The organism is Phytobacter sp. MRY16-398, assembly GCF_003925915.1.
Lineage (GTDB): Bacteria > Pseudomonadota > Gammaproteobacteria > Enterobacterales > Enterobacteriaceae > Phytobacter > Phytobacter diazotrophicus.
Map to the genome: position 1 here is coordinate 742,979 of NZ_AP018756.1, position 25,433 is coordinate 768,411.

Consider the following 25,433-nt stretch of genomic DNA (forward strand, 5'->3'; position numbering starts at 1 on the left):
AAGAAAACGTTTTTACCGCTGCTTGTTTCGCTTTCCCCGGCATGCCGGGAAAAGCATCTGCGACAGAGCTGATTAGATTGTCAGCACAACCCTGGCGGCAACGGCAAGCTGATAAAGAATGGTCGAAATACCACGCGTAACTTCAATGTTTTTCGATTCGTATTTCGGCAGAACCATGATTTCGTCACCGGGTTGCAGTTTTCCTGCATCGTCAGCATCAACCGACTCGCCGTTCTGGTGAATCACAATGATTTTTGAATTGCCGGATTTCTGCGTCAGCCCACCGCATTTTTTGATGTAATCGTCCACATCCATTCCGTCCTGCCAGGAGACGGCGTTCGGGAACAGCACTTCCCCGTGCACCATAACCAGCGACGTTTTTTCCGGAATCATGATGACGTCACCATCTTCCAGCAGCACCGAGTCGATGTTGCTTTCGCTAAGCACGACTTGCCCTTTCGGAACGACAGCACGCGCTTTATTGACGAACCGGCTAACCAGTTGCGCTTCCTGCATGCGCAAACGGGCTTCTTCCTGCGTTGAGGATTGTGCTGAAAGAGAGGCCTCTTCCAGTTTCTGCAACGACAGGTTCAGCATCTCTTTCTGACGCTCCGCAACAGATGTTCTGTACAACTGGATGGCCTTCATCTGCGACATGCTATTCGGGCGGATCTGTGATAGCACCTGATGCATGGTCGAACCGTATGGCAGAACTATCGCATGTTCGCCGGAATGGGCGCCGTCAACACGTACCTGAATGGTGCCTGCATAACGGTCTGAACTCACGATAAGACGGTCGCCATCCTGCAGAGAGCGGCCCGCTGCGGAGCTGAGCGGATAGTATTCGCTACGTTTTACGGTGCCTTGCTGGCGGATAATGGTCATGTGAGTGGCGCCGGGTTTCGGACGTGCCCAACTGAGTGCCTCTGTGAGCGGGATCGTACTGTTGGCGAACTCAAAGTCGTAACTGTTAAACACATCGCCTTCTACGCTGAATGTATGCTGACGTGGACCAACGACGATGGTGTCTCCATCGACAAACTGCGACAGGCCCAGCTTACCGTTCAGCAGAAAATCGTACAGGTTCACGTGTGAGATAACCGATTTGCCACGTTTGACGATGATATTAACGTAGCTGCCGCGCTCACTGTCGACGCCGCCAGCTTTGCTCAGATAAGAGAGCAGGGAGTCAGATGCCACGCCACCATACAAGCCTGGGCTTCGCACATAGCCGGTCACGAAAACTTTCACCGGCTGAGCCTGCAGCAGGGAGGCATAGACGTTAACGTTCGACGTATAAACTTCTTTGATCTTACTGGTGACGGTATTGTTCAACTGCGCATTGGTCATACCCGAGACTTTCAGCGGGCCAATATTAGGCAGGAAAATATTGCCTTTCGGGTCAACGGTGAGCGCCCCGTCATACTGGAATGCGCCCCACAGTCGAATCTGGATGGTATCACCGAGACCAATCACATAGCCTGGGTTGAACCCCAGACCTGCGCCTGAAGCTGCGCTGATAGAAGTAAACAACTGTGCGCCGAACATGCGGCTGGGCAGTGCAGCAGCCACGGGTGGCGGTGTGTTGTCAAACCCGGTTGCGTTCTGAGTTTCTTCTGTCTTGCCGGAGATAATCGACGGCAACGGCGCCGCCCCTGTCAGATTTGGATCGGCTGTAATACCTGTCGGACCTGCCGCCCAGGCCGCATGGCAGACCAGAAGGAGCAGTGCCGATTTTAATAATTTCATGTTCAACTCTGTAAAATTCACTGTGCGTCCAAAATTAGTCTTTGTGATCTTCAATCACGGCCAGCAGCAATTTGATGGTGCCGAAGAGTAGGCAGCAGACTAACAACCAGCTTGCCAGTAGGTAGCCGCTATTGGGGAAACTGGACTCTTCCGGTTGTTGCGGTGAACTGATGACCGACAACACTTTGAGTTTACGTGCCGCTTCCAGGCGTGTTTTTTCAATGGCTTTGATCGCCATCGTGTAGATTTCGGTATCGAAGGTGACGCGTGCTTTAATCTCGTCAAAGTCAGCCGCCATGCTGTTGAGTTTCTTATCGCCTGGCGCGGTGATTTTGCTCTGCTCTGCGTCGATCTGTGCCTGCAGGGCTTTTATTGAATTACGAAGGCTAATGACCTGGGGCGCATCTTCACGCAAGTAACTCAATAAATTACGCAGCTCGGCTTCCAGCTCAACTTTTTTACCTTGTAAGGTCATCACCAGAGAGGTGGCAGCAGTGGCGGAGGCTTCGGGATCGAGGATATTGTTCTGATTCTGGTAAGCCAGTAATTCTGCTTTACTTTTATCAAGGCGAATACGGGCCTGCTGTAGTTCTTCCTGGGCGAAGTTCAACTGCTCTCGCGCGATTTTATGGGAGAGCTCGTTAATAAAACGCTCTGACTCTTTCAGGACTGCTTTATTGAACTGCTGTGAGAATTCCGGCGTAAAACCCTGGGTCTGAATCGTCAAAAGACCGGTTTTGTCATCAAAGACCACAGAGATTCGGTCGCGGTAGTAATTGAGGAACTGTTCTGCCGTTGTATCTTTAGAGAGATGATGAATGAAGTCCAGCCCGCTATGGCTCCATGCATCGTGAAAATCGAGCTGTTTATCGAGTACTTTCAGCATATCTGCTGAGTTGATGTACTCCTTGAGATACAACGCGTCTTCGGTGGAGCTGGGGTTGGATGCACCCAGCAGCAAGCCGACATTCAGGCTGGCGCCTTCAATATCACTGGGACGTTTTACCGCGACCTTTGATTCGCTCATATATCGCGGCTGGCTGAAAATCACCAAATAGATGACGAGCAGCGCCATCGGGGCGGCAATAACAATCCAGGCAAGATGCTGCTGGATCCAGGCAAGATTAAATTTAGCCGTACGTGCGCGTAACGAGGACGCCAGCAACTTTACTTTGTGTGTAGACATGTCACTTTCAACGTTATTCTCCCCGGCAAAAATTTGCTGAGGGGAAGACTTTTTATGTCGGTATAAACAGGTGAGGTGTCAGTCAGAAAATCCTGACTGAACCAATCACATCCTGTGAATTATCGGTGATGAGTAGGGTGGAGATGCGGTGTTTAGTCATCTTCTCTTCCGCATTGATGACTTCTGCCAGATGGCGGAGTGCATCACCTTGCTCCGTCAATGTGCTGCGTACGCTGTTAATCAGCGCTTGCTCTTCTGTTTCCGTGTTCACGTTAAAATCCATTTTGTTTCCTGTTGGTAATCTCTACGTGACGGTCGGTGTCCAGGCCATAGTTAAGGAAGGTGCGAATAAGCAGGTCATTTCTTCCCAAGCTGACTCGCTGATTAAAATTTCGCGGATCTGGGCCGATTTTTTTCCCGCAAACACATCGAATCAGCCTATTTAGGCTATTTTTTCCACCATTTCTGGCGTTATTTCCGGTTTTTACTGAGATCTCTCCCACTGACGTATCATTTGGTCCACCCGAAACAGGTTGGCCAGGGTGAATAACATCGCCAGTTGGTTATCGTTTTTCAGCAGCCCCTTGTATCTGGCTTTCACGAAGCCGAACTGCCGCTTGATGATGCGAAACGGGTGCTCCACCTTGGCACGGATGCTGGCTTTCATGTATTCGATGTTGATGGCCGTTTTGTTCTTGCGCGGATGCTGCTTCAAGGTTTTTACCTTGCCGGGACGCTCGGCGATCAGCCAGTCCACATCCACCTCGGCCAGCTCCTCGCGCTGTGGCGCTCCTTGGTAGCCGGCATCGGCTGAGACAAATTGCTCCTCTCCATGAAGCAGATTACCCAGCTGATTGAGGTCATGCTCGTTGGCCGCGGTGGTGACTAGGCTGTGGGTCAGGCCACTCTTGGCATCGACACCAATGTGGGCCTTCATGCCAAAGTGCCACTGATTGCCTTTCTTGGTCTGATGCATCTCCGGATCGCGTTGCTGCTCTTTGTTCTTGGTAGAGCTGGGTGCCTCAATGATGGTGGCATCCACCAAAGTGCCTTGGGTCATCATGACGCCTGCTTCGGCCAGCCAGCGATTGATGGTCTTGAACAATTGACGGGCCAGTTGATGCTGCTCGAGCAGGTGGCGGAAATTCATGATGGTGGTGCGATCCGGCAGGGCGCTATCCAGGGATAATCGGGCAAACAGGCGCATGGAGGCGATTTCGTACAGGGCATCTTCCATGGCACCGTCGCTCAGGTTGTACCAATGCTGCATGCAGTGAATACGCAGCATGGTCTCCAGCGGATAGGGCCGTCGGCCATTGCCCGCCTTGGGATAAAACGGCTCGATGACAGCGGTCATATTCTGCCATGGCAGAATCTGCTCCATGCGGGAGAGGAAAATCTCTTTTCGGGTCTGACGGCGCTTAGTGCTGAATTCACTATCGGCGAAGGTGAGTTGATGGCTCATGATGTCCCTCTGGGATGCGCTCCGGATGAATATGATGATCTCATATCAGGAACTTGTTCGCACCTTCCTTAATCGTCGAGGAAGCTACGCAGAACCTCAGAGCGGCTTGGGTGGCGCAGTTTACGCAGCGCCTTCGCTTCGATCTGACGGATACGTTCGCGGGTAACGTCGAACTGTTTACCCACTTCTTCCAGCGTGTGGTCGGTATTCATATCGATACCGAAACGCATACGCAGCACTTTTGCTTCACGGGCGGTCAGGCCAGCCAGAACGTCGTGCGTAGCGGCACGCAGGCTCTCGGTGGTCGCAGAGTCCAGCGGCAGCTCGAGGGTGGTGTCCTCGATGAAATCACCCAGATGCGAATCTTCATCGTCGCCAATCGGCGTTTCCATGGAGATCGGCTCTTTGGCGATTTTCAGCACTTTACGGATCTTGTCTTCCGGCATCAGCATACGCTCGGCCAGCTCTTCCGGGGTCGGCTCGCGGCCCATCTCTTGCAGCATCTGGCGGGAGATACGGTTGAGCTTGTTGATAGTCTCAATCATATGCACCGGAATACGGATGGTGCGCGCCTGATCCGCGATAGAACGGGTGATCGCCTGACGGATCCACCAGGTTGCATAGGTGGAGAACTTGTAACCGCGACGGTATTCAAACTTATCTACCGCTTTCATCAGGCCGATGTTGCCTTCCTGAATCAGATCGAGGAACTGCAGACCACGGTTGGTGTATTTCTTGGCGATAGAGATAACCAGACGCAAGTTCGCTTCAACCATCTCTTTTTTCGCACGGCGCGCTTTTGCTTCACCGATGGACATACGACGGTTGATGTCTTTTACCTGCTCGATGGTCAGGCCGGTCTCTTCTTCAATCTGCTGCAGTTTCTGCAGGCCGCGCTGAACGTCCTCAGACACTTCATGCAGTTTTTCAGACCACGGCTTGTTCATCGCCAGGGCTGCATTGAACCAGGTCTCGTTGGTTTCGTTGCCAGTAAACAGCGTAATGAAGTTTTTCTTCGGCATTTTGCACTGTTCAACGCACAGCTTCATGATAATGCGTTCCTGGGTACGCACGCGATCCATCATGGTGCGCATGCTGTTTACCAGGTAATCGAACTGTTTCGGTACCAGACGGAACTGTTTGAAGACTTCGGACAACTGCAGGATTTCGGCTGCGGCATCAGCGTGGCTACGGCCTTTCGCTTTGATGGTGTCACGGGTTTTTTCGTACTGTGTACGCAGCTCGGCAAATTTTTCGCGCGCCAGCTCAGGATCGATGCTGTTGTCATCGTCGCTGCTGTCATCGCCATCTTCGTCTTCATCTTCGTCTTCATCGTCGTCCAGCTCTTCCTGAGAGAGCTCAGAACCGACGTGAGTCGCCGTAGGTGCCAGATCTTCTTCCGCGTTCGGATCGACGAAGCCAGTGATCAAATCAGACAGGCGAGCCTGCTCCGCTTCAACACGATCATATTGTTCCAGCAGATAGGTAATGGCTTCCGGGTACTCGGCAACGGAGCACTGAACCTGGTTGATCCCGTCTTCGATACGCTTAGCGATGTCAATTTCGCCTTCGCGGGTCAACAGTTCAACGGTACCCATTTCGCGCATGTACATGCGCACCGGATCGGTTGTACGACCGATTTCAGATTCAACACTGGAAAGAACCTGTGCAGCCGCTTCTTCTGCATCTTCATCAGTGTTGTTGGCGGTTTCGGCAAGCAGTAGATCATCGGCATCCGGTGCTTCTTCCATCACCTGAATGCCCATGTCGTTGATCATTTGGATGATGTCTTCGATCTGATCGGAGTCGACGATATCTTCCGGCAGATGGTCATTGACCTCGGCATAGGTCAGATAGCCTTGCTCCTTACCACGTTGGACAAGAAGTTTCAGCTGTGACTGCGGGTTTTGCTCCATAAGACGGTATCCACACTTAATTCAAGAGGGTTGGTGTCGGTCAGCGAAATAAAACCGCCAACTTGGTGTAACGAGGGCTTACTTATATTTTTGCCGCTGCCTCTCAATGCGGCTGTCGGGCGCTTCCCGAACGATTATCGGCACTTAAGCCGTTGAATTTACTTTTTCGCCAGTTCCTGGTTTAGTTGCCAGAGCTCCCGGCGTTCTTCGCTGCTTAAACCATGTGTGCGGTCACGAGCTATCAACTCTTCTTGCCGCTGTACAAGCATCGAATCAAACATATGATTGAGCGCGTCGTTGAACGTTTTTTCTGCAATGTCTTTATCTGCTATATCGTCCCACATCGCCAGTTTTTCAAGGGTTGCGGCTTCTTTTGTTCCGCGATACTGTTCCAGAAGCTGCCCTGTGGTTAATCCAGGCTGTGACAAACAAGTGTTGACCAGTTCTGTAAATAAGCCAAGCCCAGCCATTCTGGATTTATCCAGCCCCTCCAGCGGAGGCACTAACGGCGCGAGTTCCGGGCTCTGGACCAGCAATCCTATCAGTATACGCATGGTTGTGCGTTTTAGCTGAGGCGCCGGGCGGGCCGTGGCATTTTCCGCCTGTTTTGGCATTAAACGATCAAGCTGCGTGTCGTCAAAGATGCCAATTTTGTTACCCAGTAACTGCCTGAGCTGGATACGTAGCGTTTCACCCGGAACCTGAGAAATCAACGGCAGCGCCAGCGCGGCAAGTTGCGTTGTCCCGTCCGGCGTGGTTAAGTCCGCCTGCGGCAGTAAGCTGTTAAACAAAAACGTGGAGAGCGGCATCGCCTGCTCCATCCGCGCTTCAAATGCTGCTTTACCTTCCTTACGCACCAGCGTATCCGGGTCTTCACCGTCCGGCAGGAACATAAAGCGTAGCTGACGTCCGTCGCTCATGTACGGCAATGCGGTTTCCAGCGCACGCCATGCGGCATCGCGGCCTGCACGGTCGCCGTCATAACAGCAAATGACGTTTTTCGTTACCCGAAACAACAGTTGAATATGGTCTGCTGTGGTCGAAGTTCCGAGTGACGCAACGGCGTAGTTAATGCCATATTGCGCCAGCGCAACCACATCCATGTAACCTTCCACGACTAAAAGCCGCTGCGGTTCATCATTGTCCTGCTGCGCTTCATAAAGCCCGTATAACTGGCGGCCTTTATGGAAAATATCGGTCTCTGGTGAGTTGAGATATTTGGGGGTATCGTTACCCAGCACTCGGCCACCAAATCCCATTACCCGACCACGCTTGTCGCGGATGGGGAACATCACCCGTTCGCGAAAACGATCGTAACTGCGTCCCTGATCGTTAGTGACTAGCATGCCCGCATCAATCAAAGATTGACGATTTTCCTGATTTGCACCAAAACGCTTTAAAACGTTGTCCCAGCCGGGAGGGGCGTAACCAATCGCAAAACGGGCGATGACATCGCTGCTTAAACCGCGCCTTTCCAGATACTGGCGCGCCGGTTCAGCGGCAGGTTGCATCAGGGATTGCTGATAAAACGCATTCAGGCCATCCATCAACTGATAGAGACTTTGCCGCTGGTGGCGCTCTATCTGACTTGGCCCGTTGCCTGCTTCATAGGGCACTTCCAGGTTATGCATGGCGGCCAGCTCTTCGACGGTTTCCACAAACTCGAGCTTGTCGTAGTTCATGAGAAAGTCGATCGCGTTGCCGTGCGCCCCACAGCCGAAGCAGTGATAAAACTGTTTTTCACCGTTTACGGTGAAGGAAGGACTTTTTTCGTTATGGAATGGACAGCATGCGTGCCAGTTCTTGCCCTGCTTTTTCAGTTTCACACGCGCATCGATCAGATCGATGATGTCGGTGCGAGCCAGCAGGTCATTGATGAAAACGCGTGGAATTCGTCCAGCCATATGCCCCATAATTACACTTTGTCAGTCGAACTGCCTCTGCGTTGGCTACGATCGTTCACTCCTGTCACTGACTGACTACAGTAAGCTCAGGGAATTCACGCTCTTGCCGCCTTGATGCATCCTGAATGATTTTGTGTACTTGCTAATGCATAAACGAAAATAAGCCGCGCATTCCTTTCGGAAGCACGGCCTTACAACTACAACTCGGTCTGAAACTGAGAGCTAAACTCTCAGAAGACTTAGTACAGACGAGTGCGGCGTGCGTTTTCGCGAGCCAGTTTCTTCGCGTGACGTTTCACAGCAGAAGCTTTAGCGCGCTTACGTTCGGTAGTCGGTTTTTCATAGAACTCACGACGACGAACTTCCGCCAGAACACCTGCTTTTTCGCAGGAACGCTTGAAGCGACGCAGTGCTACGTCGAACGGCTCGTTTTCACGTACTTTAATTACCGGCATGTGCCTCTCACCTTTGATAAATTCGGTTTGCCGCTGGCGTCAACGCCAGCTTATTTCAAAATGGTGCGGAATTTTACTTCAACAGTTGCTGCTTTGTAAAGCACCGCTGCCTTTTTTGAAAGGGACTTTTGTAAGGGTGGGGAGTATACACGAACTCCTTCAAGGGGGTGAGTAAAGTTTACAACAAGGGGCATTGATCCTACACTGCGCGGCATTGAAGCGAGGTAAAAAACAGCCATGCGTGTACTGGGAATTGAAACATCCTGCGATGAAACCGGCATCGCTATTTATGACGACAAGAACGGCCTTTTAGCCAACCAATTGTATAGTCAGGTAAAACTGCATGCCGACTACGGCGGCGTTGTGCCTGAACTGGCCTCCCGCGATCATGTACGTAAAACCGTACCGTTGATTCAGGCGGCGCTCAAAGAGGCAGGGCTGGCGGCAAAAGATATCGATGCGGTTGCCTATACCGCAGGTCCGGGTCTTGTCGGCGCGTTGCTGGTCGGCGCAACGGTCGGCCGGGCGCTGGCATTTGCATGGGATGTTCCGGCCATTCCGGTTCACCATATGGAAGGCCACCTGCTGGCGCCCATGCTGGAAGATAATCCACCACAATACCCGTTTGTGGCGCTGCTGGTCTCCGGCGGACACACGCAACTGATTAGCGTGACGGGGATTGGCGAGTACCAGTTGCTTGGCGAATCCATTGATGATGCCGCCGGTGAGGCGTTTGACAAAACGGCCAAATTGCTCGGTCTTGATTACCCTGGTGGGCCCATGTTATCGAAACTGGCGTCGCAGGGGACGGAAGGGCGCTTTGTTTTCCCGCGTCCTATGACGGACAGGCCCGGTCTTGATTTCAGTTTCTCTGGCCTGAAAACCTTCGCGGCGAATACCATTCGTGAAAATGAACCGGATGAGCAAACGCGTGCCGATATCGCCCGTGCATTTGAAGACGCGGTGGTCGATACGCTGATGATCAAATGTAAACGTGCGCTGGACCAAACAGGTTTTACCCGTCTGGTTATGGCGGGTGGCGTTAGTGCAAACCGTACGCTTCGCACAAAACTGGCTGAGATGATGAAAAAACGCCGTGGTGAGGTGTTCTATGCTCGCCCGGAATTTTGTACCGATAATGGTGCAATGATTGCTTATGCCGGAATGGTGCGTCTGAAAGCTGGTGGCGTTGCCGGACTTGGCGTAACTGTGCGCCCGCGCTGGCCGCTGGCGGAATTACCCGCTGCGTAATCTATTCCCCCGGTGGCTACGCTTACCGGGGTTATCGTTTGGTTTCCCTCTTTTTATCTTCCCATTTCCTTGCCGCTATCGTCCGCATCTCCACAGATCACTGACTATACTTTCCCCTTTGCGAGTCAAAATCGGCTGCCATAGCCGGCAGGGATGTTCAGTTATGACGCCTCTTCTACATCACCGAAAGAGGAGACATTATGAAAGCTCTCGTCTGGCACGCTACTGGCGATATTCGTCTTGATGACGTCGCCGAACCACAGATTGAACAACCCACTGATGCGGTTATTCGTCTTACAGCCTCGGCCATTTGCGGTACCGATCTGCACTTTATCCGTGGCACCTTTAGCGATATGAAAGCGGGCACCATCCTCGGCCATGAAGGCGTCGGCATTATTGAGCAACTGGGCGACCAGGTGCGTAATTTTGATGTCGGCGATCGGGTGGTGGTTTGCTCGACGCTCTCTTGTGGCTACTGCCCTCCCTGTCGCAGCGGTAACACCGCGCAGTGTGATAATGCCAATCCGAACGGCCCACAGGCCGGTACCTGTTTCTTTGGCGGCCCGCAAGCGACCGGTCCTGTCAACGGCTTACAGGCAGAAAAGGCGCGTATACCCTTTGCCTCTAATACACTGGTAAAAGTCCCGCAGGAGGTCAGTGATGAACAGGCGATTCTTGTCAGTGATATCTTTCCGACGGGCTGGTTTGGCGCGGAGATAGCAGACATTACGCGCGGTGACACGGTGGCGGTGTTTGGCTGCGGGCCTGTTGGTCAGTTTACGATTGCCAGCGCACTGTTGATGGGCGCCGGACGTGTCATTGCCGTCGATTCACATGATGACAGACTGGCGATGGCGCGCCGACAGGGGGCCTTTACCGTCAATTTCGATAAAGAAGATCCGCTGGAAGCCATTGCATTACTCACCGGTGGGCTGGGTGTTGATATTGCTATTGACGCCGTTGGTGTTGATAGTGAGCACGCTCACCATGGCCCGGCGGCTCAGCAAGCCGAGCAGAAAGCAGAGCAATACCGTCAGGAAGTGCAACAGGTGGCGCCGGACAATGCGGAGCATCAGCATGTCCAGGACGGAAACTGGGTTCCGGGCGATGCGCCGAGCCAGGCACTGGAATGGGCGATTCAGGGGCTGAAAAAAGCGGGGACACTGAGCATTATCGGCGTTTACCCTCCCGCCGCGCAGACCTTTCCCATTGGGATGGCGATGAATAAGAATCTGACCATGAAAATGGGTAACTGTAATCACCACGCGATTATTCCGCACCTGCTGGAACTGGTGCGCGTGGGGGCTATCGACCCCACCCAGGTGCTGACTCAGGTGGAGCCATTGTCAGATGTGGTATCCGCTTATCAACATTTTGATAAGCGTGAGACCGGGTGGATTAAAACGGAATTGCTGCCTTCACACTAACTCCCCGGCAGGCCGGGCTTCTGACACGCCCGGCCTGTTTTTTGTCGCTACGATTTTTTGCCCGACAATATTTCACTCATCAACTGGTTTGCCGTGTCGGCGAAAATCTTCCCGGCAGAGCGATCCCCTTTGGCCATTGAGGCCATAAAGGCTTTTGCCTGTTTCAGGGTGATATGCGGCGGTAGCGGCGCCACTTCCGGATCGGTTTTCACTTCCAGTACAACGGGGCGCTCTGCTGACAAGGCTTGCTGCCAGGCAATCGGTAACTGTTGTGGATCATTCACGAAAATACCTTTGAGCCCCAGCGACTGGGCGAAGCGGGCATAACCCACATCGGGAATGTCCTGGGTTGCCTCAAATCGCGGATTGCCCTCCATTACGCGCTGCTCCCAGGTCACCTGGTTAAGATCCTGATTATTGAAGACACAAATGATCAGGCGCGGATCGCTCCAGCTTTGCCAGTATTTCTGAATGGTGATCAGTTCTGCCATGTTGTTCATTTGCATGGCACCATCCCCGACCAGCGCGACCACCACTTTCTGCGGGTAGGCAAATTTTGCGGCGATGGCGTAAGGTACAGCGGCACCCATACAGGCAAGGCCGCCAGACAGTGAGGCACGTTGGCCCTGCTTCACTTTATAATCGCGTGCAAACCAGTTGGCACACGAGCCGGAATCGGACGTGACGATGGCATCGTCCGGCAGCAGCGGTGACATTTCCCAGACGACGCGTTGCGGGTTAACCGGTTTGGCGTCGGCCATCGCTCGTTCCTCAAGGGTCTCCCACCATGATTTCACCCCTCTGGCAATTTCCTCTTGCCAGCTACGGTCAGTTTTATGCGTCAGCAGCGGCAGCAGTGCGCGCAGGGTTTCCGCTGCATCGCCATGAAGATTAACTTCGACCGGGTAGCGTAGCCCCAGCATTGCCGGATCGATATCGACCTGCACCGCACGGGCCTGCCCCTCTTTCGGCAGGAATTCCGTCCATGGAAAACCAGTACCAATCATCAGCAGCGTGTCGCAATTCATCATCATGTCGTAAGACGGTTTCGTACCCAGCAAACCGATCGCGCCGGTGACAAAAGGCGCGTCATCCGGTAGTACATCTTTGCCGAGCAGCGCTTTTGCCACGCCAGCACCAAGCAGATTGGCCAGTTGCACCACTTCCAGTGCTGCGCCACGGGCACCCGCCCCAACCAGTATCGCCACTTTCTTTCCGCTATTAAGAATATCCGCGGCACGTTGCAGATCGGCCTCATAAGGCACGATTTTCGGACGTTGATAGCCCGCTCCTGAGTGGGTGAAACCATGGGTATGCGGCGGCGCCTGCCAGGGTTCGTCCTGAATATCCTTCGGCAATATCAGGACCGTTACGCCGTTTTGCGCCACTGCGATACGTACGCCGCGATCGACAAGGTGGCGTACCTGGCTGGGGGAGGCGGCTTCTTGTACAAAGTTCGCCACGTCGGCGAAAACACGATCGAGGTTTAATTCTTGCTGATAGCTGGCGCCGCGTGCGGTGGCCTCTGCCTGACCGGCGATGGCCAGCACCGGAGCATGGTCCATTTTCGCGTCATACAGGCCGGTCAGCAGATGGGTGGCGCCAGGGCCTCCGGTTGAGAGACACACGCCCAACTCGCCGGTGAATTTGGCATGTCCTGCTGCCATAAACGCCGCCATTTCTTCATGGCGTACCTGGATAAACTCAATGCCATTGCCCGCTTTATTCGCGCGTTGCAGCGCACCGAGCACACCGTTGATGCCATCACCGGGGTAGCCATAAATTCGGCTGACACCCCAGGCTTTCAGGCTCTCAATGAAAAAATCACTGGTCATTTTTGTCACTGTGTTGCCCCCTGGCTCAAAAAGTTAATCGAGCGTTAAGGATAGACGACATCATCAGGATATGGGGGAGGGGCACGGGACGTGGCTTAGCGTGCCGTTACGCCTGATGCGATACAGGCGTAACGGCAGAATTCAGTCCATTCAGGCAATGAAAGGGATGAACAGGGCATTTTCCCGGATATGATACTTTTTATCCGGGAGGGGATCCGTCTACTTTTTTTTCTTCAGTTTGTGCCAGATTTTTGTCTCCTGACGACGCCATAACCGCTGAATGTTGTCGTGGTGACGTATCAGGATCAGGCAGGAGAGCATGGCAACCGGAAAGGTAAACTGGGGTTTAAACCACCAGACATAGAAGGGCGCAATCAGCGCGCTGACAATCGCACCTAACGAAGAGTAACCGCTAAGCAGGACGGTCAGCAGCCAGGTTCCCGCCATCACGCCCGTTAAGTCCCAGCCAATGGGCGCAATCGCACCAAAGGCAGTAGCTACGCCCTTTCCGCCCTGAAAATGGAAAAAAACAGGCCAGATATGCCCAAGGCAGGCGGCGATAGCAATAAGGCCAAGCCAGAAGGGGGTGATGCCAAGCGCATAGGCTCCCCATACCGGCAGCATGCCTTTTAGCACGTCAAAAATCAGTACCGTTACGGCTGCTCCTTTGCCGCCAATTCGTAATACGTTGGTCGCCCCTGGGTTGCCAGAGCCACTCTCACGTGGGTCAGGCAGACCTGCGATGCGGCAGACCAGAATGGCGCTGGATATTGAGCCGCAAAGATACGCGAGGATGATCATTCCAGGCGCGATTGCACTCATAACGCTGTTCCATTGTGAAAATGTCGTTTTATTATCTGCATCAGTGGATAATACGCATAAATTATGGAAAGTGGTATCCAGGTTAGCCAAAAAGCAGGTGGGGCGTGATGGACATTGTATTTATAGAGCAACTTTCGGTAATCACCACTATCGGTGTGTATGACTGGGAGCAGACGATTGAGCAAAAGCTGGTGTTCGATATCGAAATGGCATGGGATAACCGCCAGGCGGCAAAGAGCGACGATGTTAATGATTGTCTGAGCTATGCAGACATAGCAGAAACCGTGATTGCGCATGTCGAAGGAAGCCGTTTTGCGCTGGTGGAACGGGTCGCCGAAGAGGTCGCTGATTTACTGCTGAGCCGTTTTAACTCTCCATGGGTGCGCATCAAATTGAGCAAGCCAGGGGCTGTCGCCCGGGCCGCCAACGTTGGCGTCATCATTGAGCGTGGCAATAATCTGAAAAAAATTATTTAAATTCATAATTATTAAACCAAGCGCTAGTCTTCTGGTCATACGTCATGGCCATACGCGGCTTCCCTTGTGGTAAGCCGTTTTTTATGTCTGTTTAGGGGTTTATTTGATGAGCGATATGCACTCGCTGCTGGTGGCAGCAATTTTGGGTGTTGTCGAAGGATTGACGGAGTTTTTACCGGTTTCCAGTACGGGCCACATGATTCTTGTGGGGCATTTACTGGGTTTTGAGGGAGATACCGCAAAAACGTTTGAAGTTGTGATTCAGTTAGGGTCGATTTTGGCTGTGGTGGTGATGTTCTGGCGTCGCCTGTTTGGATTGATTGGTATTCACTTTGGTCGTACCCCCCATGAAGGCACAGGCTCAGGTCGCCTGACGCTCATTCATATCCTGCTGGGCATGGTTCCCGCCGTTGTTCTCGGCCTTGTTTTCCACGATGCCATTAAATCTCTCTTTAACCCCATTAACGTGATGTATGCGCTGGTGGTGGGTGGGGTACTGCTGATTGCGGCGGAATGCCTCAAACCAAAAGTGCCGCGCGCCGAAGGGGTGGACGATATCACCTTGCGCCAGGCATTTATGATTGGCTGCTTCCAGTGTCTGGCGCTATGGCCGGGGTTCTCCCGTTCTGGGGCAACAATTTCAGGTGGTATGCTCATGGGCGTGAGCCGTTATGCGGCTTCGGAGTTTTCGTTCCTGTTGGCGGTGCCAATGATGATGGGCGCCACCGTACTGGATTTGTATAAGAGTCTTAAGTTCTTGACCGTGGGTGACATTCCGATGTTTGCCGTCGGCTTCGTGACGGCGTTTATCGTCGCTCTCATCGCGATCAAAACCTTCCTGGAGTTGATCAAACGTATCTCGTTTATCCCGTTTGCGATCTATCGCTTTATTGTCGCTGCCGCGGTCTACTTCATCTTTATCTAAATAATATGCCCTCAGTCTTTTGACTGAGGGCAACGTTGTTCTTTCCAGTCGGCCACGGCCTGAATGCGACGGCGCGTTAACTCTTCACGCACTTCAATGCCTTTGAAACCTGCCTCAACAACCGCTTTGCTGGAGACCGCTTTTGCGACATCCCAGGCCTCACGCAGCAAACGTCCCTGCGGGTAGTCGCACGCCTCAAACCCCGCACGTCCGCGCACGTCGGCCTCGCTGGTCAGGGCGATTTGCTCAACCCGCTGCGGCTTGCGCCAGGCGTCAATCGAATCGAACAATTTAACGATGGTCTTTGGCTGCAGGATCGGGAAGGTATGGATCAGATCATGGAATTCCGCCACCAGTTTGGCCAGATCGCGGATATCGTTCGGTACGCGCAATCGCTGGCAGACGCCCTCGACAAGTTTGACGCCCGCCGGGCCATGCCCGTGATGGCGTGGCCAAAGTTCCGGTGGGGTTAACCCTTTTCCCAGGTCGTGGCAGAGAGTGGCAAAACGCACATCGACCTCAGGGCTGAGCATCGCAGCCATGCTCACGGTCATCAGGGTATGAAGACCGGTATCGATTTCAGGATGCCATTTTGCCGGCGCGGGTACGCCAAACAGCGCGTCCACTTCCGGGAACAGCACTTTTAGCGCCCCGCAGTCACGCAACACCTGGAAAAAGACCTGTGGATTACGGGTCTTGAGGGCGTTCTCCGTCTCTTTCCAGACGCGTTCAGGAGTCAGATGCGCCAACTCACCTGCGGTGGTCATATCGCGCATGAGCGTCATGGTTTCGTCAGCAATGCGAAAACTTAAATGCGCATAGCGGGCGGCAAAACGCGCCACACGCAGAACACGCAAGGGATCTTCGGCAAACGCGGGGGAAACATGGCGCAGCAGGCGGCGGTGTAAATCGTTCTGACCGCCATAGGGATCGATTATGTTGCCGTTATCATCCTGCGCAAGCGCATTGACGGTTAAGTCGCGGCGTAACAGATCTTGCTCAAGCGTCACATCCGGCGCGGCATAACAGGAAAAACCGGTATAACCGAAACCTGATTTTCGTTCAGTACGGGCAAGAGCGTACTCTTCGTGAGTTTGTGGATGGAGAAACACGGGAAAATCGCGGCCTACCTGCTGGTAGCCCGCGTCGAGCATCTCTGCTGGCGTGGCGCCAACCACCACCCAATCTTTGTCTTTGACCGACAGGCCCAGTAACGCATCGCGAACTGCGCCACCGACCAGATAACTCTTCACGCCGCCTGACTCCTCACATCTGTGACTTTTCATTAACCTGCCTTAACGGAAATTGAGACAGGTTCTTATTTTTGCCGACAGATAATACGTAAGTGTAGAGAAGATGGCTAATCAGCTTAGTTCATCCAGCGATCTTTGCGTTTACGGCGCGGGATTAAATGCGGCAGCACAAGGCCCAGGAAGAGACCCGCACCCAATACGCCGCCGCCATACATAAACCACTGCATGATAATGGTGCGTTGTTTGTCGTCGAGTTGCAGGTTAGCGGCGTTCACTTTCTTCTGCGCGACAATAAGCTCGTTCTTAAGCTTCTGATTTTCTTCTTTCAGGCTGTTAATGACCCCATCGCTACCGGCCACTTTTTGCTGCATATCCGCCGTGCGCTGGTTCCAGGTATTGTCGATATTGTTGAGCTTATCGGTCAGGGTCTTCACCTGGTTTTCCAGTTCCGGCACGCGCGTGCGCAGGCTGGGCTGAGTATTGAGTTCTTTAAGAGGGATCCAGGCCGTACGGCCACTGCTGTCGCGTACCTGTGCGTAGTTAGACGCTTCATTGGTTTGCAACAGCACCACTTCCTCGCCGGCGTTTACCGTGCCCACGAGGCGGTAGTTATCTCCCGGGCCACTGCGAACCCAGGTGTTCAATTCATCAGAGACGTAACGTTTTTCTTCGGCATGGGCCAATGTGGAAACGCTAAGCGCAAATAAGGTCATTCCAATCAGGCGTAATTTAAGCATCAGGCGTCGTTATTATCTTTAAGCGTGAATAAAAACAGTGCCAACAGTCTGACGATAGCTGGCAGGCGGCATCAATCGGAATCATCCGGGTCGAACAAAGCGCATAAGTGAACTTTTACACCCATGATATCGCGCATTGCATGGCAATCTGACACAAAATACTATCTACTGACAAACATCGGGCGCGTTAGTTCGCCGAAATTTTGACTGATGTGACATAACCATAAGTGCAAAGCCATGGCTCAGGAAATCGAATTAAAATTTTACGTACATCCCGACAGCGTTGAAACGCTTCGTAACCATCTTCATTCGCTCACCGACGATCGCGTAGCGCCCACCCAGTTACTCAACATCTATTACGAAACGGCAGATAACTGGCTGCGTCGTCATGATATGGGGCTGCGTATCCGCGGCTTCGACGGTCAGTACGAAATGACGATGAAAATCGCCGGACGCGTTGTCGGCGGGTTACATCAACGTCCTGAATATAATATCGCGCTGGATAAACCGGAGCTGGATCTGGCTCGCTTTCCGCAGGAAGTCTGGCCGGATGGCGCGCTGCCAGAAGATCTCCAGGCGCAGACACAGCCGCTCTTTAGCACCGATTTCTACCGGGAGAAATGGCTGGTTAACGTCGGTGAAAGCCGTATTGAGATTGGGCTGGACCTGGGTGAAGTTAAAGCCGGCGAGCTGGCTGAGCCTATCTGTGAGCTTGAGCTTGAACTGCTAAGCGGCGATCCGGCGGATATCCTCAAACTGGCCCGTCAGCTCGTGACCCAGTCAGGGCTGCGTCAGGGAAGCCTGAGTAAGGCCGCACGCGGCTATCATCTGGCGCAGGGTAATGCCGAACGTCATCGCCGCCCGACGCCCATACTCAAAGTTCAACCGAAAGCCACAACGGAGCAGGCTTTTACCGCCGCGCTGGAGCTGGGACTTTCGCAGTGGCAGTACCATGAAGAACTGTGGGTTCGCGGCGATACCCGGGCCAAAGCGGACGTACAGTCTGCGATTACGCTCATTCGCCATACTCTTATGTTGTTCGGCGGCATTGTGCCGCGTAAAGCGAGCGCACGCCTGCGCGATTTGCTGACTCAGGCGGAAGCAACGTTGACGTCAGATGTCTCCGCAGCGACGGCCGCATGGAGCGCAGAGGCGGCAACGGCGAAACTGCTGTTGACAGAGTGGCTGGTTTCCCAGGGCTGGCGCACCTTCCTCGATGACAAAGCGCAGGCGAAATTTGCCGACTCCTTCAAACGTTTTGCCGATACCCATTTGTCCCGCTGCGCCGCTGAACTCAAAAGTACGTTCGCGCATCCGTTGGGAGACAGTTATCGCGACCAGTTGCCACGTCTGGCACGAGAAATAGACAATGTGCTGTTGCTTGCTGGCTATTACGATGCGGCGCAGGCAAATGCCTGGCTGGAAAACTGGCAAGGCTTGCTCCACGCCATTGAGACACGCCAGCGTATTGAAATCGAACATTTCCGTAACGAAGCAATCTGTCAGCAGCCCTTCTGGCTGCACAGTGGACAACGCTAACCCGGTCAAGGAACCCCCCGATGATGCCGCACTCTCCACAGTTACAGCAGCACTGGCAAACAGTACTGGCCCGCTTGCCTGAGTCATTCAGTGAAACACCGCTTAGTGAACAAGCGCAGTTAGTGCTTACTTTCAGTGATTTTGTGCAGGATAGCCTTGCCGCGCATCCTGACTGGCTGGCTGAGCTGGAAAGCGCACCGCCACAGGCGGACGAGTGGAAGCAGTATGCGCAAACCCTTCGCGAATCGCTGGAAGGTGTGGGAGATGAGGCATCATTAATGCGTGCGCTGCGCCTGTTCCGTCGCCATATGATGGTGCGCATTGCCTGGGCGCAGTCGCTGGCGCTGGTGGCAGAAGAGGAGACGTTGCAGCAGTTGAGCGTACTGGCGGAGACCCTGATCGTCGCTGCACGCGACTGGCTTTACGATGCCTGCTGTCGCGAGTGGGGAACGCCGTGCAATCAGCAGGGGGAACCGCAGCCGTTGCTGATCCTGGGCATGGGCAAGCTGGGTGGCGGGGAGCTTAACTTTTCGTCCGATATCGATCTGATTTTTGCCTGGCCGGAAAACGGTTCAACGCGCGGTGGGCGACGCGAACTTGATAACGCCCAGTTTTTTACTCGCTTGGGACAGCGCCTGATCAAAGTGCTCGACCAGCCGACGCAGGATGGCTTTGTCTATCGCGTGGATATGCGGCTGCGCCCGTTTGGCGACAGCGGTCCGCTGGTGCTGAGTTTTGCCGCGCTGGAAGATTATTATCAGGAGCAGGGGCGCGACTGGGAACGTTATGCGATGGTGAAAGCCCGCATTATGGGCGATAAGGACGATGTTTACGCTGGCGAATTACGGGCCATGCTGCGGCCGTTCGTCTTCCGTCGCTATATCGATTTCAGCGTTATTCAGTCTCTGCGTAACATGAAAGGGATGATTGCCCGCGAAGTGCGCCGCCGTGGTCTGAAAGATAACATTAAGCTGGGCGCGGGCGGCATCCGTGAGATTGAGTTTATCGTTCAGGTGTTCCAGTTGATACGCGGTGGGCGCGAGCCGTCGTTGCAGTCCCGTTCACTGTTACCGACGCTGGACGCTATCGATAAGCTGGGTTTGCTGCCGCCTGGCGATGCACCGGCGTTACGCCAGGCCTATTTGTATCTGCGCCGTCTGGAAAACCTGCTGCAAAGCATTAACGACGAACAAACGCAGACGCTGCCGACAGACGAACTCAATCGCGCGCGTCTGGCCTGGGGGATGCGGGTTGCTGATTGGGAAAAGCTGACCGCTGAGCTTGAAAAGCAGATGTCTGCCGTACGAGGGATATTCAACACCCTGATTGGCGATGACGAAGCCGAAGAGCAGGGGGATGCGCTCTGCGGACAATGGAGTGAGTTGTGGCAGGATGCGTTTCAGGAAGATGACAGCACGCCTGTGCTGGCGCACCTTTCTGACGATGATCGCCGCCGCGTGGTCGCGATGATTGCTGATTTTCGCAAAGAGCTGGATAAGCGCACCATTGGCCCGCGCGGCCGCCAGGTGCTCGACCATCTGATGCCGCATCTGTTGAGTGATGTCTGCTCCCGTGAGGATGCCCCTGTACCGTTGTCTCGCGTGACGCCGCTGTTAACGGGAATTGTCACGCGTACGACGTATCTTGAGCTGCTCAGCGAGTTTCCTGGTGCGCGTAAACATCTGATTTCACTCTGTGCCGCCTCGCCGATGGTGGCCAGTAAGCTGGCGCGCTATCCGTTATTGCTGGATGAGTTGCTCGATCCGAATACCCTTTATCAGCCCACGGCGATGAATGCCTACCGGGATGAGCTACGTCAGTATCTGCTGCGTGTGCCGGATGACGATGAAGAGCAGCAACTGGAGGCGTTACGCCAGTTTAAACAGGCTCAATTGTTGCGTGTGGCGGCAGCAGATCTGGCAGGCACACTCCCCGTGATGAAAGTGAGCGATCACTTAACATGGCTTGCCGAAGCCATCATTGAAGCCGTGGTACAACAGGCGTGGAGCCTGATGGTATCGCGTTATGGGCAACCGAAACACTTACGCGACCGTGAAGGCCGTGGGTTTGCAGTGGTCGGTTACGGCAAACTGGGCGGTTGGGAGCTGGGCTATAGTTCCGATCTGGATTTGATTTTCCTTCATGACTGTCCGGTGGACGTGATGACTGACGGCGAGCGGGAAATCGATGGCCGCCAATTTTATCTGCGCCTTGCCCAGCGCGTGATGCATCTGTTCAGTACGCGCACCTCATCCGGGATCCTGTATGAAGTGGACGCGCGCTTGCGCCCGTCCGGTGCGGCGGGAATGCTGGTGACCTCAACCGAATCCTTTGCCGACTACCAGCGCACCGAAGCCTGGACCTGGGAACATCAGGCGCTGGTTCGCGCCCGTGTTGTCTATGGCGATCCACAATTGAACGCGCAATTTGATGCCATCCGCCGCGATATCACCATGACCGTGCGTGATGGTGCAACGTTACAAACCGAGGTGCGCGAGATGCGCGAAAAAATGCGCGCCCACTTGAGCAATAAGCACAAGGATCGCTTTGATATTAAAGCCGATGAGGGTGGAATTACCGATATCGAATTTATCACCCAGTATCTGGTGCTGCGTTATGCCCATGCAAAACCGAAACTGACGCGCTGGTCGGACAATGTCCGCATTCTGGAAGGGCTGGCGCAAAACGGCATTATGGAAGAGCAGGAAGCGCAGGCACTTACCACCGCCTATACAACGTTGCGTGATGAGCTGCATCACCTGGCGCTACAGGAGCTGCCAGGGCATGTTCCGGAGGCATGTTTTGTCGCTGAACGCGCGATGGTGCGAGCCTGCTGGAACAAGTGGTTGGTGGAGCCGTGCGAGGACGCGTAAGTGTGCTATTATCGCGCGCAAATTTTGTATCTCTCAGGAGACAGGAATGAAAGTAACGCTGCCAGAGTTTAATCAAGCGGGAGTGCTGGTCGTAGGCGATGTGATGCTGGATCGCTACTGGTACGGTCCAACCAGCCGTATTTCACCGGAAGCGCCGGTGCCAGTGGTGAAGGTCGAAACCATTGAAGAGCGTCCGGGTGGTGCGGCGAACGTAGCAATGAACATCGCTTCTCTGGGCGCGGGCGCGCGTCTGGTTGGGTTGACCGGTATTGACGATGCGGCGCGTGCACTGAGCAAAGCGCTGGCGGACGTCAACGTGAAATGCGACTTCGTTTCTGTTCCAACTCACCCCACCATCACTAAGCTGCGCGTACTGTCGCGTAATCAGCAACTGATTCGTCTCGATTTCGAAGAGGGCTTTGATGGTGTGGATCCTGAGCCGCTGCATGAACGGATTAATCAGGCGCTGAGCAGCATCGGCGCGCTGGTGCTCTCCGATTACGCCAAAGGGGCGCTGACGAGCATTCAGCAGATGATCACGCTGGCGCGCGGTGCAGGCGTGCCTGTACTGATCGACCCGAAAGGGACCGACTTTGAACGCTACCGTGGTGCCACCCTGTTGACGCCGAATCTCTCCGAATTTGAAGCCGTGGTCGGCAAATGCAAAGACGAAGACGATATTGTTGAACGTGGCATGAAGCTGATTGCCGATTTCGACCTGACCGCGCTGCTGGTCACCCGTTCTGAACAGGGAATGACGCTGCTACAGCCGGGCAAAGCACCACTGCATCTGCCGACGCAGGCGCAGGAAGTGTATGACGTGACCGGTGCAGGTGACACAGTGATTGGTGTGTTGGCTGCTACGCTTGCTGCGGGTAATTCGCTGGAAGAAGCCTGCTTCTTCGCGAACGCTGCTGCTGGCGTTGTGGTGGGTAAACTCGGGACTTCAACGGTTTCGCCTGTCGAGCTGGAAAACGCGGTGCGCGGGCGTTCGGAGACGGGTTTTGGTGTGATGACCGAAGAAGAACTGCGCGACGCCGTGGCGGCAGCACGCAAACGTGGCGAAAAAGTGGTCATGACCAACGGCGTGTTCGACATCCTGCACGCGGGCCATGTGTCATATCTGGCGAATGCCCGTAAGCTCGGCGATCGTCTGATCGTTGCGGTGAACAGCGATGCTTCCACTAAACGGCTGAAAGGGGATTCGCGCCCGGTTAACCCGCTTGAGCAACGTATGATTGTTCTCAGCGCGCTGGAAGCCGTGGACTGGGTGGTCCCGTTTGAAGAAGATACGCCGCAGCGTCTGATTGCCTCCGTTCTGCCGGATAAGCTGGTGAAAGGGGGGGACTACAAGCCGGAGGAGATCGCCGGGAGCGAAGAGGTGTGGGCCAACGGCGGTGAAGTGCTGGTGCTCAACTTTGAAGATGGCTGTTCGACCACCAACATCATCAGGAAAATCCAGAAAGACAGCGAGAAGTAAGCAATGCGGGAGATGCATCGAACATCTCGTTATGAGGCTCTCCTCGCTGTTGACGGTGCTGCTTTTTCGACCTAAATTAAAGGAACAAGGGTGAGAGGGGATTTCTCCCCCCTCTGATTGGCTGTTAGTAAGCGGCGAAACTTATCGTTAACAGAACAATCAGTATGATGATGTGCTTCATCATAACCCTTTCCTTATTAAAGCCCCTTCCTCGGGAGGGGCTTTCCCGTTTCAGCCCCTTGCTGACCCAGCGATTGTTGGTGAGTGCTTCTACAGGGACAAGAGCTTTTCCCCTCGGATGTTTTATTACTGGATCGTTCACGCAAAACGGCCCCCGTTCCGAACGTTACGTACTGAAAAGGCGTGTTCAGAATAAAAAAATCCCCGGCTTTATGGGCCAGGGATGGGGTTACATAAGGTGGGAAGAAACTATTCCTCTTTTACCGTTTCTTCTTTTACCGTTGTGATCGCGATTTCTTCATTTGGCCCGACCGCAGGTGATGAATTTAACGGCGTTGCCATGGCTGCCAGCGAGCCGCCGGAAATCCCAATTTCATTAAGCAGCGAATCAATCAACGGTGCCTGGGTTCGGTAGGCGAGGGCGGCAGAGAGCGCCTGCTCCGCCAGATTGCCACCGTTAACCGTACCTGTGGTCACTTCGCCTGCCGCTCCGCCGCGGTTCAGCCCATCTACCTGAATGATCTTGATACCTTCGATGGACTTCATTGGCTCAACGGATTTCTCGATAACCGCAGGCAGAGACTGCAGAAGTGCCAGTTTGAATTTGAGGCTGGTTTGTTCGTTGGAAAGCACGTTGATCGCATCGTTCAGCGCGCGCTGCGCTTCGGCTTCCGCCAGCCCTTTTTTCCGCGTTGCTTCCGCCAGTTCGACGATGGCTGCAGCCTGCAATTCTGCCGCTTCTTTCTCGGCTTTGGCGCGTACCGTCAGCTCAACCGCTTTGGTTTCCGCATCCTGAGCTGCGGCAATCAGCGCAACCTGTTTTGCACGATCGGCTTCTGCGGTCTGGCGCGTGGTTTCTACGTTTTGCTGGGCACGAACGGCTTCCGCCAGCGCGTCGTTGGCTTTTGCTTCCGCCTGTGACTGTTGCTCTGACTTCGCCGCGATGGCGATGGATTTCGTCTGGTTGGCAATCTCCGTCACCTGCTGTTGCTCGATCTCTTTAATGCGAACTTCACGCTCAGCCTCAACTTTTCTGGAACGTACTGCCTGTTCACGTTCGATTTCACTTTCCTGAATTTGTCGTTCCGCCAGGATACGTGTTTGCTCGGCTTCACGATGGCGCTCTGCTTCGAAGGCGGCGATTTTGGCATTCTGCTCGGCGGTGCGGGTTTTCACCTGCTGCTCCTGCTCAAGCGTCATAAATGCCTCTTGCTGTTCAATCTCAAGTTTGCGCGCCAGGGCATCGCGGTTCTTCTCACGGACTGCGACTTCAACGTCCTGCTCGACTTCGTTACGTTCACGGCGACGGCGCTCAGTTTCCTGAGTCAGTTTGGTGAGACCTTCGGCATCAAAGGCGTTGTTCGGGTTGAAATGCACTTTTTCCGTCTGGTTGAAGTTGGTTAACGAGACGCTTTCCAGCTCCAGACCGTTCTTCGACAGATCTTCCGCAACGGTGTTTTGCACACCCTGAACGAAGTTCTCGCGAGTGTCCTGTAACTCATGCATGGTCATCTGGGAGGCCGTAGCACGCAGGGCATCAACGAATTTATCTTCAATCAGCACGCGGAGATCTTCTGGTGACAATGTACGCTGCCCCAATGTCTGTGCGGCAGTGGCAATCCCCTCAATCGACGGTTTTACGCGTACGAAAAAGGCAACAACGACATCAACGCGCATACGATCTTTAGTGATCAGGCTGTCAACCGTAGAACGGCTCACCTCAAGTTTAAGGGTGTTCATGTTAATCGGAATAATTTCGTGGAAGATAGGCATCACAATCGCGCCGCCACTCATTACCACTTTCTGCCCACCTAAACCTGTTCGTACAAACGCCTGCTCAGCCGAGGCCCGACGGTATAACCGGGCAAAAATAATCCCGATGACCAATAAGATAAAAACGGCTATCAGGGCATAACTCATCCATGAGGGAAATAGATTCAAGAGATTTTCCATAATACTT

The 25,433-nt window shown here is 53.9% G+C and carries 21 protein-coding genes; 7 read left to right on the forward strand and 14 right to left on the reverse strand.

The window, feature by feature from the left end; all coding sequences use genetic code 11:
• Positions 1-72: 72 nt before the first annotated feature.
• The 8 genes from MRY16398_RS03585 to rpsU form a co-directional block, all read right to left on the reverse strand.
• Entirely contained in the window at positions 73-1,749 is a 1,677-nt protein-coding gene (locus MRY16398_RS03585) for a polysaccharide biosynthesis/export family protein (RefSeq protein ID WP_125123845.1), read from the reverse strand.
• A 34-nt stretch (positions 1,750-1,783) separates the two neighbouring features.
• Complete coding sequence (locus tag MRY16398_RS03590; RefSeq protein WP_071194530.1) at positions 1,784-2,935, reverse strand: capsule biosynthesis protein; 1,152 nt, start codon at positions 2,933-2,935, stop codon at positions 1,784-1,786.
• 82 nt (positions 2,936-3,017) lie between these two features.
• Positions 3,018-3,218, reverse strand: coding sequence for a hypothetical protein (locus MRY16398_RS03595; protein WP_125123846.1), 201 nt, complete (start codon positions 3,216-3,218; stop codon positions 3,018-3,020).
• Positions 3,208-3,438: a hypothetical protein gene (locus tag MRY16398_RS31210; protein ID WP_350354095.1), complete on the reverse strand. Its 231-nt coding sequence runs from the start codon at positions 3,436-3,438 to the stop codon at positions 3,208-3,210. The genes MRY16398_RS03595 and MRY16398_RS31210 overlap by 11 nt, the downstream gene beginning before the upstream one ends.
• Positions 3,420-4,400, reverse strand: a complete 981-nt coding sequence (locus MRY16398_RS03600; RefSeq protein WP_000019441.1) for an IS5-like element ISKpn26 family transposase — start codon at positions 4,398-4,400, stop codon at positions 3,420-3,422. The genes MRY16398_RS31210 and MRY16398_RS03600 overlap by 19 nt, the downstream gene beginning before the upstream one ends.
• Positions 4,401-4,468: 68 nt before the next feature.
• Complete coding sequence (rpoD, locus tag MRY16398_RS03605; protein WP_039078118.1) at positions 4,469-6,316, reverse strand: RNA polymerase sigma factor RpoD; 1,848 nt, start codon at positions 6,314-6,316, stop codon at positions 4,469-4,471.
• Positions 6,317-6,474: 158 nt separating this feature from the next.
• Entirely contained in the window at positions 6,475-8,220 is a 1,746-nt protein-coding gene (dnaG, locus tag MRY16398_RS03610; RefSeq protein WP_125123847.1) for a DNA primase, read from the reverse strand.
• Positions 8,221-8,459: 239 nt separating this feature from the next.
• Positions 8,460-8,675, reverse strand: a complete 216-nt coding sequence (gene rpsU, locus MRY16398_RS03615; RefSeq protein ID WP_001144069.1) for a 30S ribosomal protein S21 — start codon at positions 8,673-8,675, stop codon at positions 8,460-8,462.
• Positions 8,676-8,912: 237 nt separating this feature from the next.
• Between rpsU and tsaD the strand changes: the two genes are divergently transcribed.
• Together tsaD and MRY16398_RS03625 are read left to right on the forward strand one after the other, a co-directional pair.
• Positions 8,913-9,926 (forward strand): tRNA (adenosine(37)-N6)-threonylcarbamoyltransferase complex transferase subunit TsaD, encoded by a 1,014-nt coding sequence (gene tsaD / locus MRY16398_RS03620; RefSeq protein ID WP_125123848.1) that lies wholly within the window; start codon positions 8,913-8,915, stop codon positions 9,924-9,926.
• Positions 9,927-10,126: 200 nt separating this feature from the next.
• The gene (locus MRY16398_RS03625) at positions 10,127-11,353 is read left to right on the forward strand and encodes a zinc-dependent alcohol dehydrogenase (protein WP_071194532.1); all 1,227 of its coding nucleotides are present in this window, start codon (positions 10,127-10,129) and stop codon (positions 11,351-11,353) included.
• 47 nt (positions 11,354-11,400) lie between these two features.
• On the opposite strand, the gene MRY16398_RS03630 is transcribed toward MRY16398_RS03625, so the two are convergent.
• Together MRY16398_RS03630 and plsY are read right to left on the reverse strand one after the other, a co-directional pair.
• The gene (locus MRY16398_RS03630; protein ID WP_125123849.1) at positions 11,401-13,197 is read right to left on the reverse strand and encodes a thiamine pyrophosphate-requiring protein; all 1,797 of its coding nucleotides are present in this window, start codon (positions 13,195-13,197) and stop codon (positions 11,401-11,403) included.
• Between the two features lie 210 nt (positions 13,198-13,407).
• Complete coding sequence (gene plsY, locus MRY16398_RS03635; protein ID WP_039078113.1) at positions 13,408-14,010, reverse strand: glycerol-3-phosphate 1-O-acyltransferase PlsY; 603 nt, start codon at positions 14,008-14,010, stop codon at positions 13,408-13,410.
• Positions 14,011-14,117: 107 nt separating this feature from the next.
• On the opposite strand from plsY, the gene folB reads away from it, so the two are divergent.
• Together folB and bacA are read left to right on the forward strand one after the other, a co-directional pair.
• Complete coding sequence (gene folB, locus MRY16398_RS03640; protein WP_079497094.1) at positions 14,118-14,486, forward strand: bifunctional dihydroneopterin aldolase/7,8-dihydroneopterin epimerase; 369 nt, start codon at positions 14,118-14,120, stop codon at positions 14,484-14,486.
• A 106-nt stretch (positions 14,487-14,592) separates the two neighbouring features.
• Positions 14,593-15,411, forward strand: coding sequence for an undecaprenyl-diphosphate phosphatase (gene bacA / locus MRY16398_RS03645; RefSeq protein WP_125123850.1), 819 nt, complete (start codon positions 14,593-14,595; stop codon positions 15,409-15,411).
• An 11-nt stretch (positions 15,412-15,422) separates the two neighbouring features.
• Here the strand turns inward: bacA and MRY16398_RS03650 are convergent, their stop codons facing one another.
• Both MRY16398_RS03650 and MRY16398_RS03655 read right to left on the reverse strand, forming a co-directional pair.
• Positions 15,423-16,664 (reverse strand): multifunctional CCA addition/repair protein, encoded by a 1,242-nt coding sequence (locus MRY16398_RS03650; protein ID WP_125125628.1) that lies wholly within the window; start codon positions 16,662-16,664, stop codon positions 15,423-15,425.
• A 116-nt stretch (positions 16,665-16,780) separates the two neighbouring features.
• Positions 16,781-17,401: a TIGR04211 family SH3 domain-containing protein gene (locus MRY16398_RS03655; protein ID WP_039078109.1), complete on the reverse strand. Its 621-nt coding sequence runs from the start codon at positions 17,399-17,401 to the stop codon at positions 16,781-16,783.
• Between the two features lie 237 nt (positions 17,402-17,638).
• Between MRY16398_RS03655 and MRY16398_RS03660 the strand changes: the two genes are divergently transcribed.
• The 3 genes from MRY16398_RS03660 to hldE are packed head-to-tail and all read left to right on the forward strand — an operon-like array spanning position 17,639 to position 23,293.
• Positions 17,639-18,940 carry a CYTH domain-containing protein gene (locus MRY16398_RS03660; protein WP_125123851.1) on the forward strand — a complete coding sequence of 434 codons (1,302 nt, stop codon included), beginning with the start codon at positions 17,639-17,641 and terminating at the stop codon, positions 18,938-18,940.
• Between the two features lie 20 nt (positions 18,941-18,960).
• Entirely contained in the window at positions 18,961-21,813 is a 2,853-nt protein-coding gene (gene glnE, locus MRY16398_RS03665; RefSeq protein WP_125123852.1) for a bifunctional [glutamate--ammonia ligase]-adenylyl-L-tyrosine phosphorylase/[glutamate--ammonia-ligase] adenylyltransferase, read from the forward strand.
• Positions 21,814-21,859: 46 nt separating this feature from the next.
• Positions 21,860-23,293, forward strand: a complete 1,434-nt coding sequence (hldE, locus tag MRY16398_RS03670; protein WP_039078107.1) for a bifunctional D-glycero-beta-D-manno-heptose-7-phosphate kinase/D-glycero-beta-D-manno-heptose 1-phosphate adenylyltransferase HldE — start codon at positions 21,860-21,862, stop codon at positions 23,291-23,293.
• Positions 23,294-23,417: 124 nt separating this feature from the next.
• Here hldE and MRY16398_RS31215 read toward each other — a convergent pair whose 3' ends face one another.
• Positions 23,418-23,477, reverse strand: coding sequence for a type I toxin-antitoxin system Ibs family toxin (locus MRY16398_RS31215; RefSeq protein ID WP_115464832.1), 60 nt, complete (start codon positions 23,475-23,477; stop codon positions 23,418-23,420).
• Positions 23,478-23,722: 245 nt separating this feature from the next.
• The gene (locus tag MRY16398_RS03680; protein WP_232034374.1) at positions 23,723-25,426 is read right to left on the reverse strand and encodes a flotillin family protein; all 1,704 of its coding nucleotides are present in this window, start codon (positions 25,424-25,426) and stop codon (positions 23,723-23,725) included.
• Positions 25,427-25,433 lie beyond the last annotated feature (7 nt).

Excerpts from the sequence above, each read along its gene's own strand:
- MRY16398_RS03585 (WP_125123845.1), bottom strand. The coding sequence starts at position 1,749 with ATGAAATTATTAAAATCGGCACTGCTCCTTCTGGTCTGCCATGCGGCC.
- rpoD (WP_039078118.1), bottom strand. The coding sequence starts at position 6,316 with ATGGAGCAAAACCCGCAGTCACAGCTGAAACTTCTTGTCCAACGTGGT.
- plsY (WP_039078113.1), bottom strand. The coding sequence starts at position 14,010 with ATGAGTGCAATCGCGCCTGGAATGATCATCCTCGCGTATCTTTGCGGC.
- hldE (WP_039078107.1), top strand. The coding sequence starts at position 21,860 with ATGAAAGTAACGCTGCCAGAGTTTAATCAAGCGGGAGTGCTGGTCGTA.
- folB (WP_079497094.1), top strand. The coding sequence starts at position 14,118 with ATGGACATTGTATTTATAGAGCAACTTTCGGTAATCACCACTATCGGT.
- MRY16398_RS03655 (WP_039078109.1), bottom strand. The coding sequence starts at position 17,401 with ATGCTTAAATTACGCCTGATTGGAATGACCTTATTTGCGCTTAGCGTT.
- tsaD (WP_125123848.1), top strand. The coding sequence starts at position 8,913 with ATGCGTGTACTGGGAATTGAAACATCCTGCGATGAAACCGGCATCGCT.
- MRY16398_RS03595 (WP_125123846.1), bottom strand. The coding sequence starts at position 3,218 with ATGGATTTTAACGTGAACACGGAAACAGAAGAGCAAGCGCTGATTAAC.
- MRY16398_RS03680 (WP_232034374.1), bottom strand. The coding sequence starts at position 25,426 with ATGGAAAATCTCTTGAATCTATTTCCCTCATGGATGAGTTATGCCCTG.
- bacA (WP_125123850.1), top strand. The coding sequence starts at position 14,593 with ATGAGCGATATGCACTCGCTGCTGGTGGCAGCAATTTTGGGTGTTGTC.
- dnaG (WP_125123847.1), bottom strand. The coding sequence starts at position 8,220 with ATGGCTGGACGAATTCCACGCGTTTTCATCAATGACCTGCTGGCTCGC.
- MRY16398_RS03625 (WP_071194532.1), top strand. The coding sequence starts at position 10,127 with ATGAAAGCTCTCGTCTGGCACGCTACTGGCGATATTCGTCTTGATGAC.
- MRY16398_RS03600 (WP_000019441.1), bottom strand. The coding sequence starts at position 4,400 with ATGAGCCATCAACTCACCTTCGCCGATAGTGAATTCAGCACTAAGCGC.
- MRY16398_RS03660 (WP_125123851.1), top strand. The coding sequence starts at position 17,639 with ATGGCTCAGGAAATCGAATTAAAATTTTACGTACATCCCGACAGCGTT.
- glnE (WP_125123852.1), top strand. The coding sequence starts at position 18,961 with ATGATGCCGCACTCTCCACAGTTACAGCAGCACTGGCAAACAGTACTG.
- MRY16398_RS03590 (WP_071194530.1), bottom strand. The coding sequence starts at position 2,935 with ATGTCTACACACAAAGTAAAGTTGCTGGCGTCCTCGTTACGCGCACGT.
- rpsU (WP_001144069.1), bottom strand. The coding sequence starts at position 8,675 with ATGCCGGTAATTAAAGTACGTGAAAACGAGCCGTTCGACGTAGCACTG.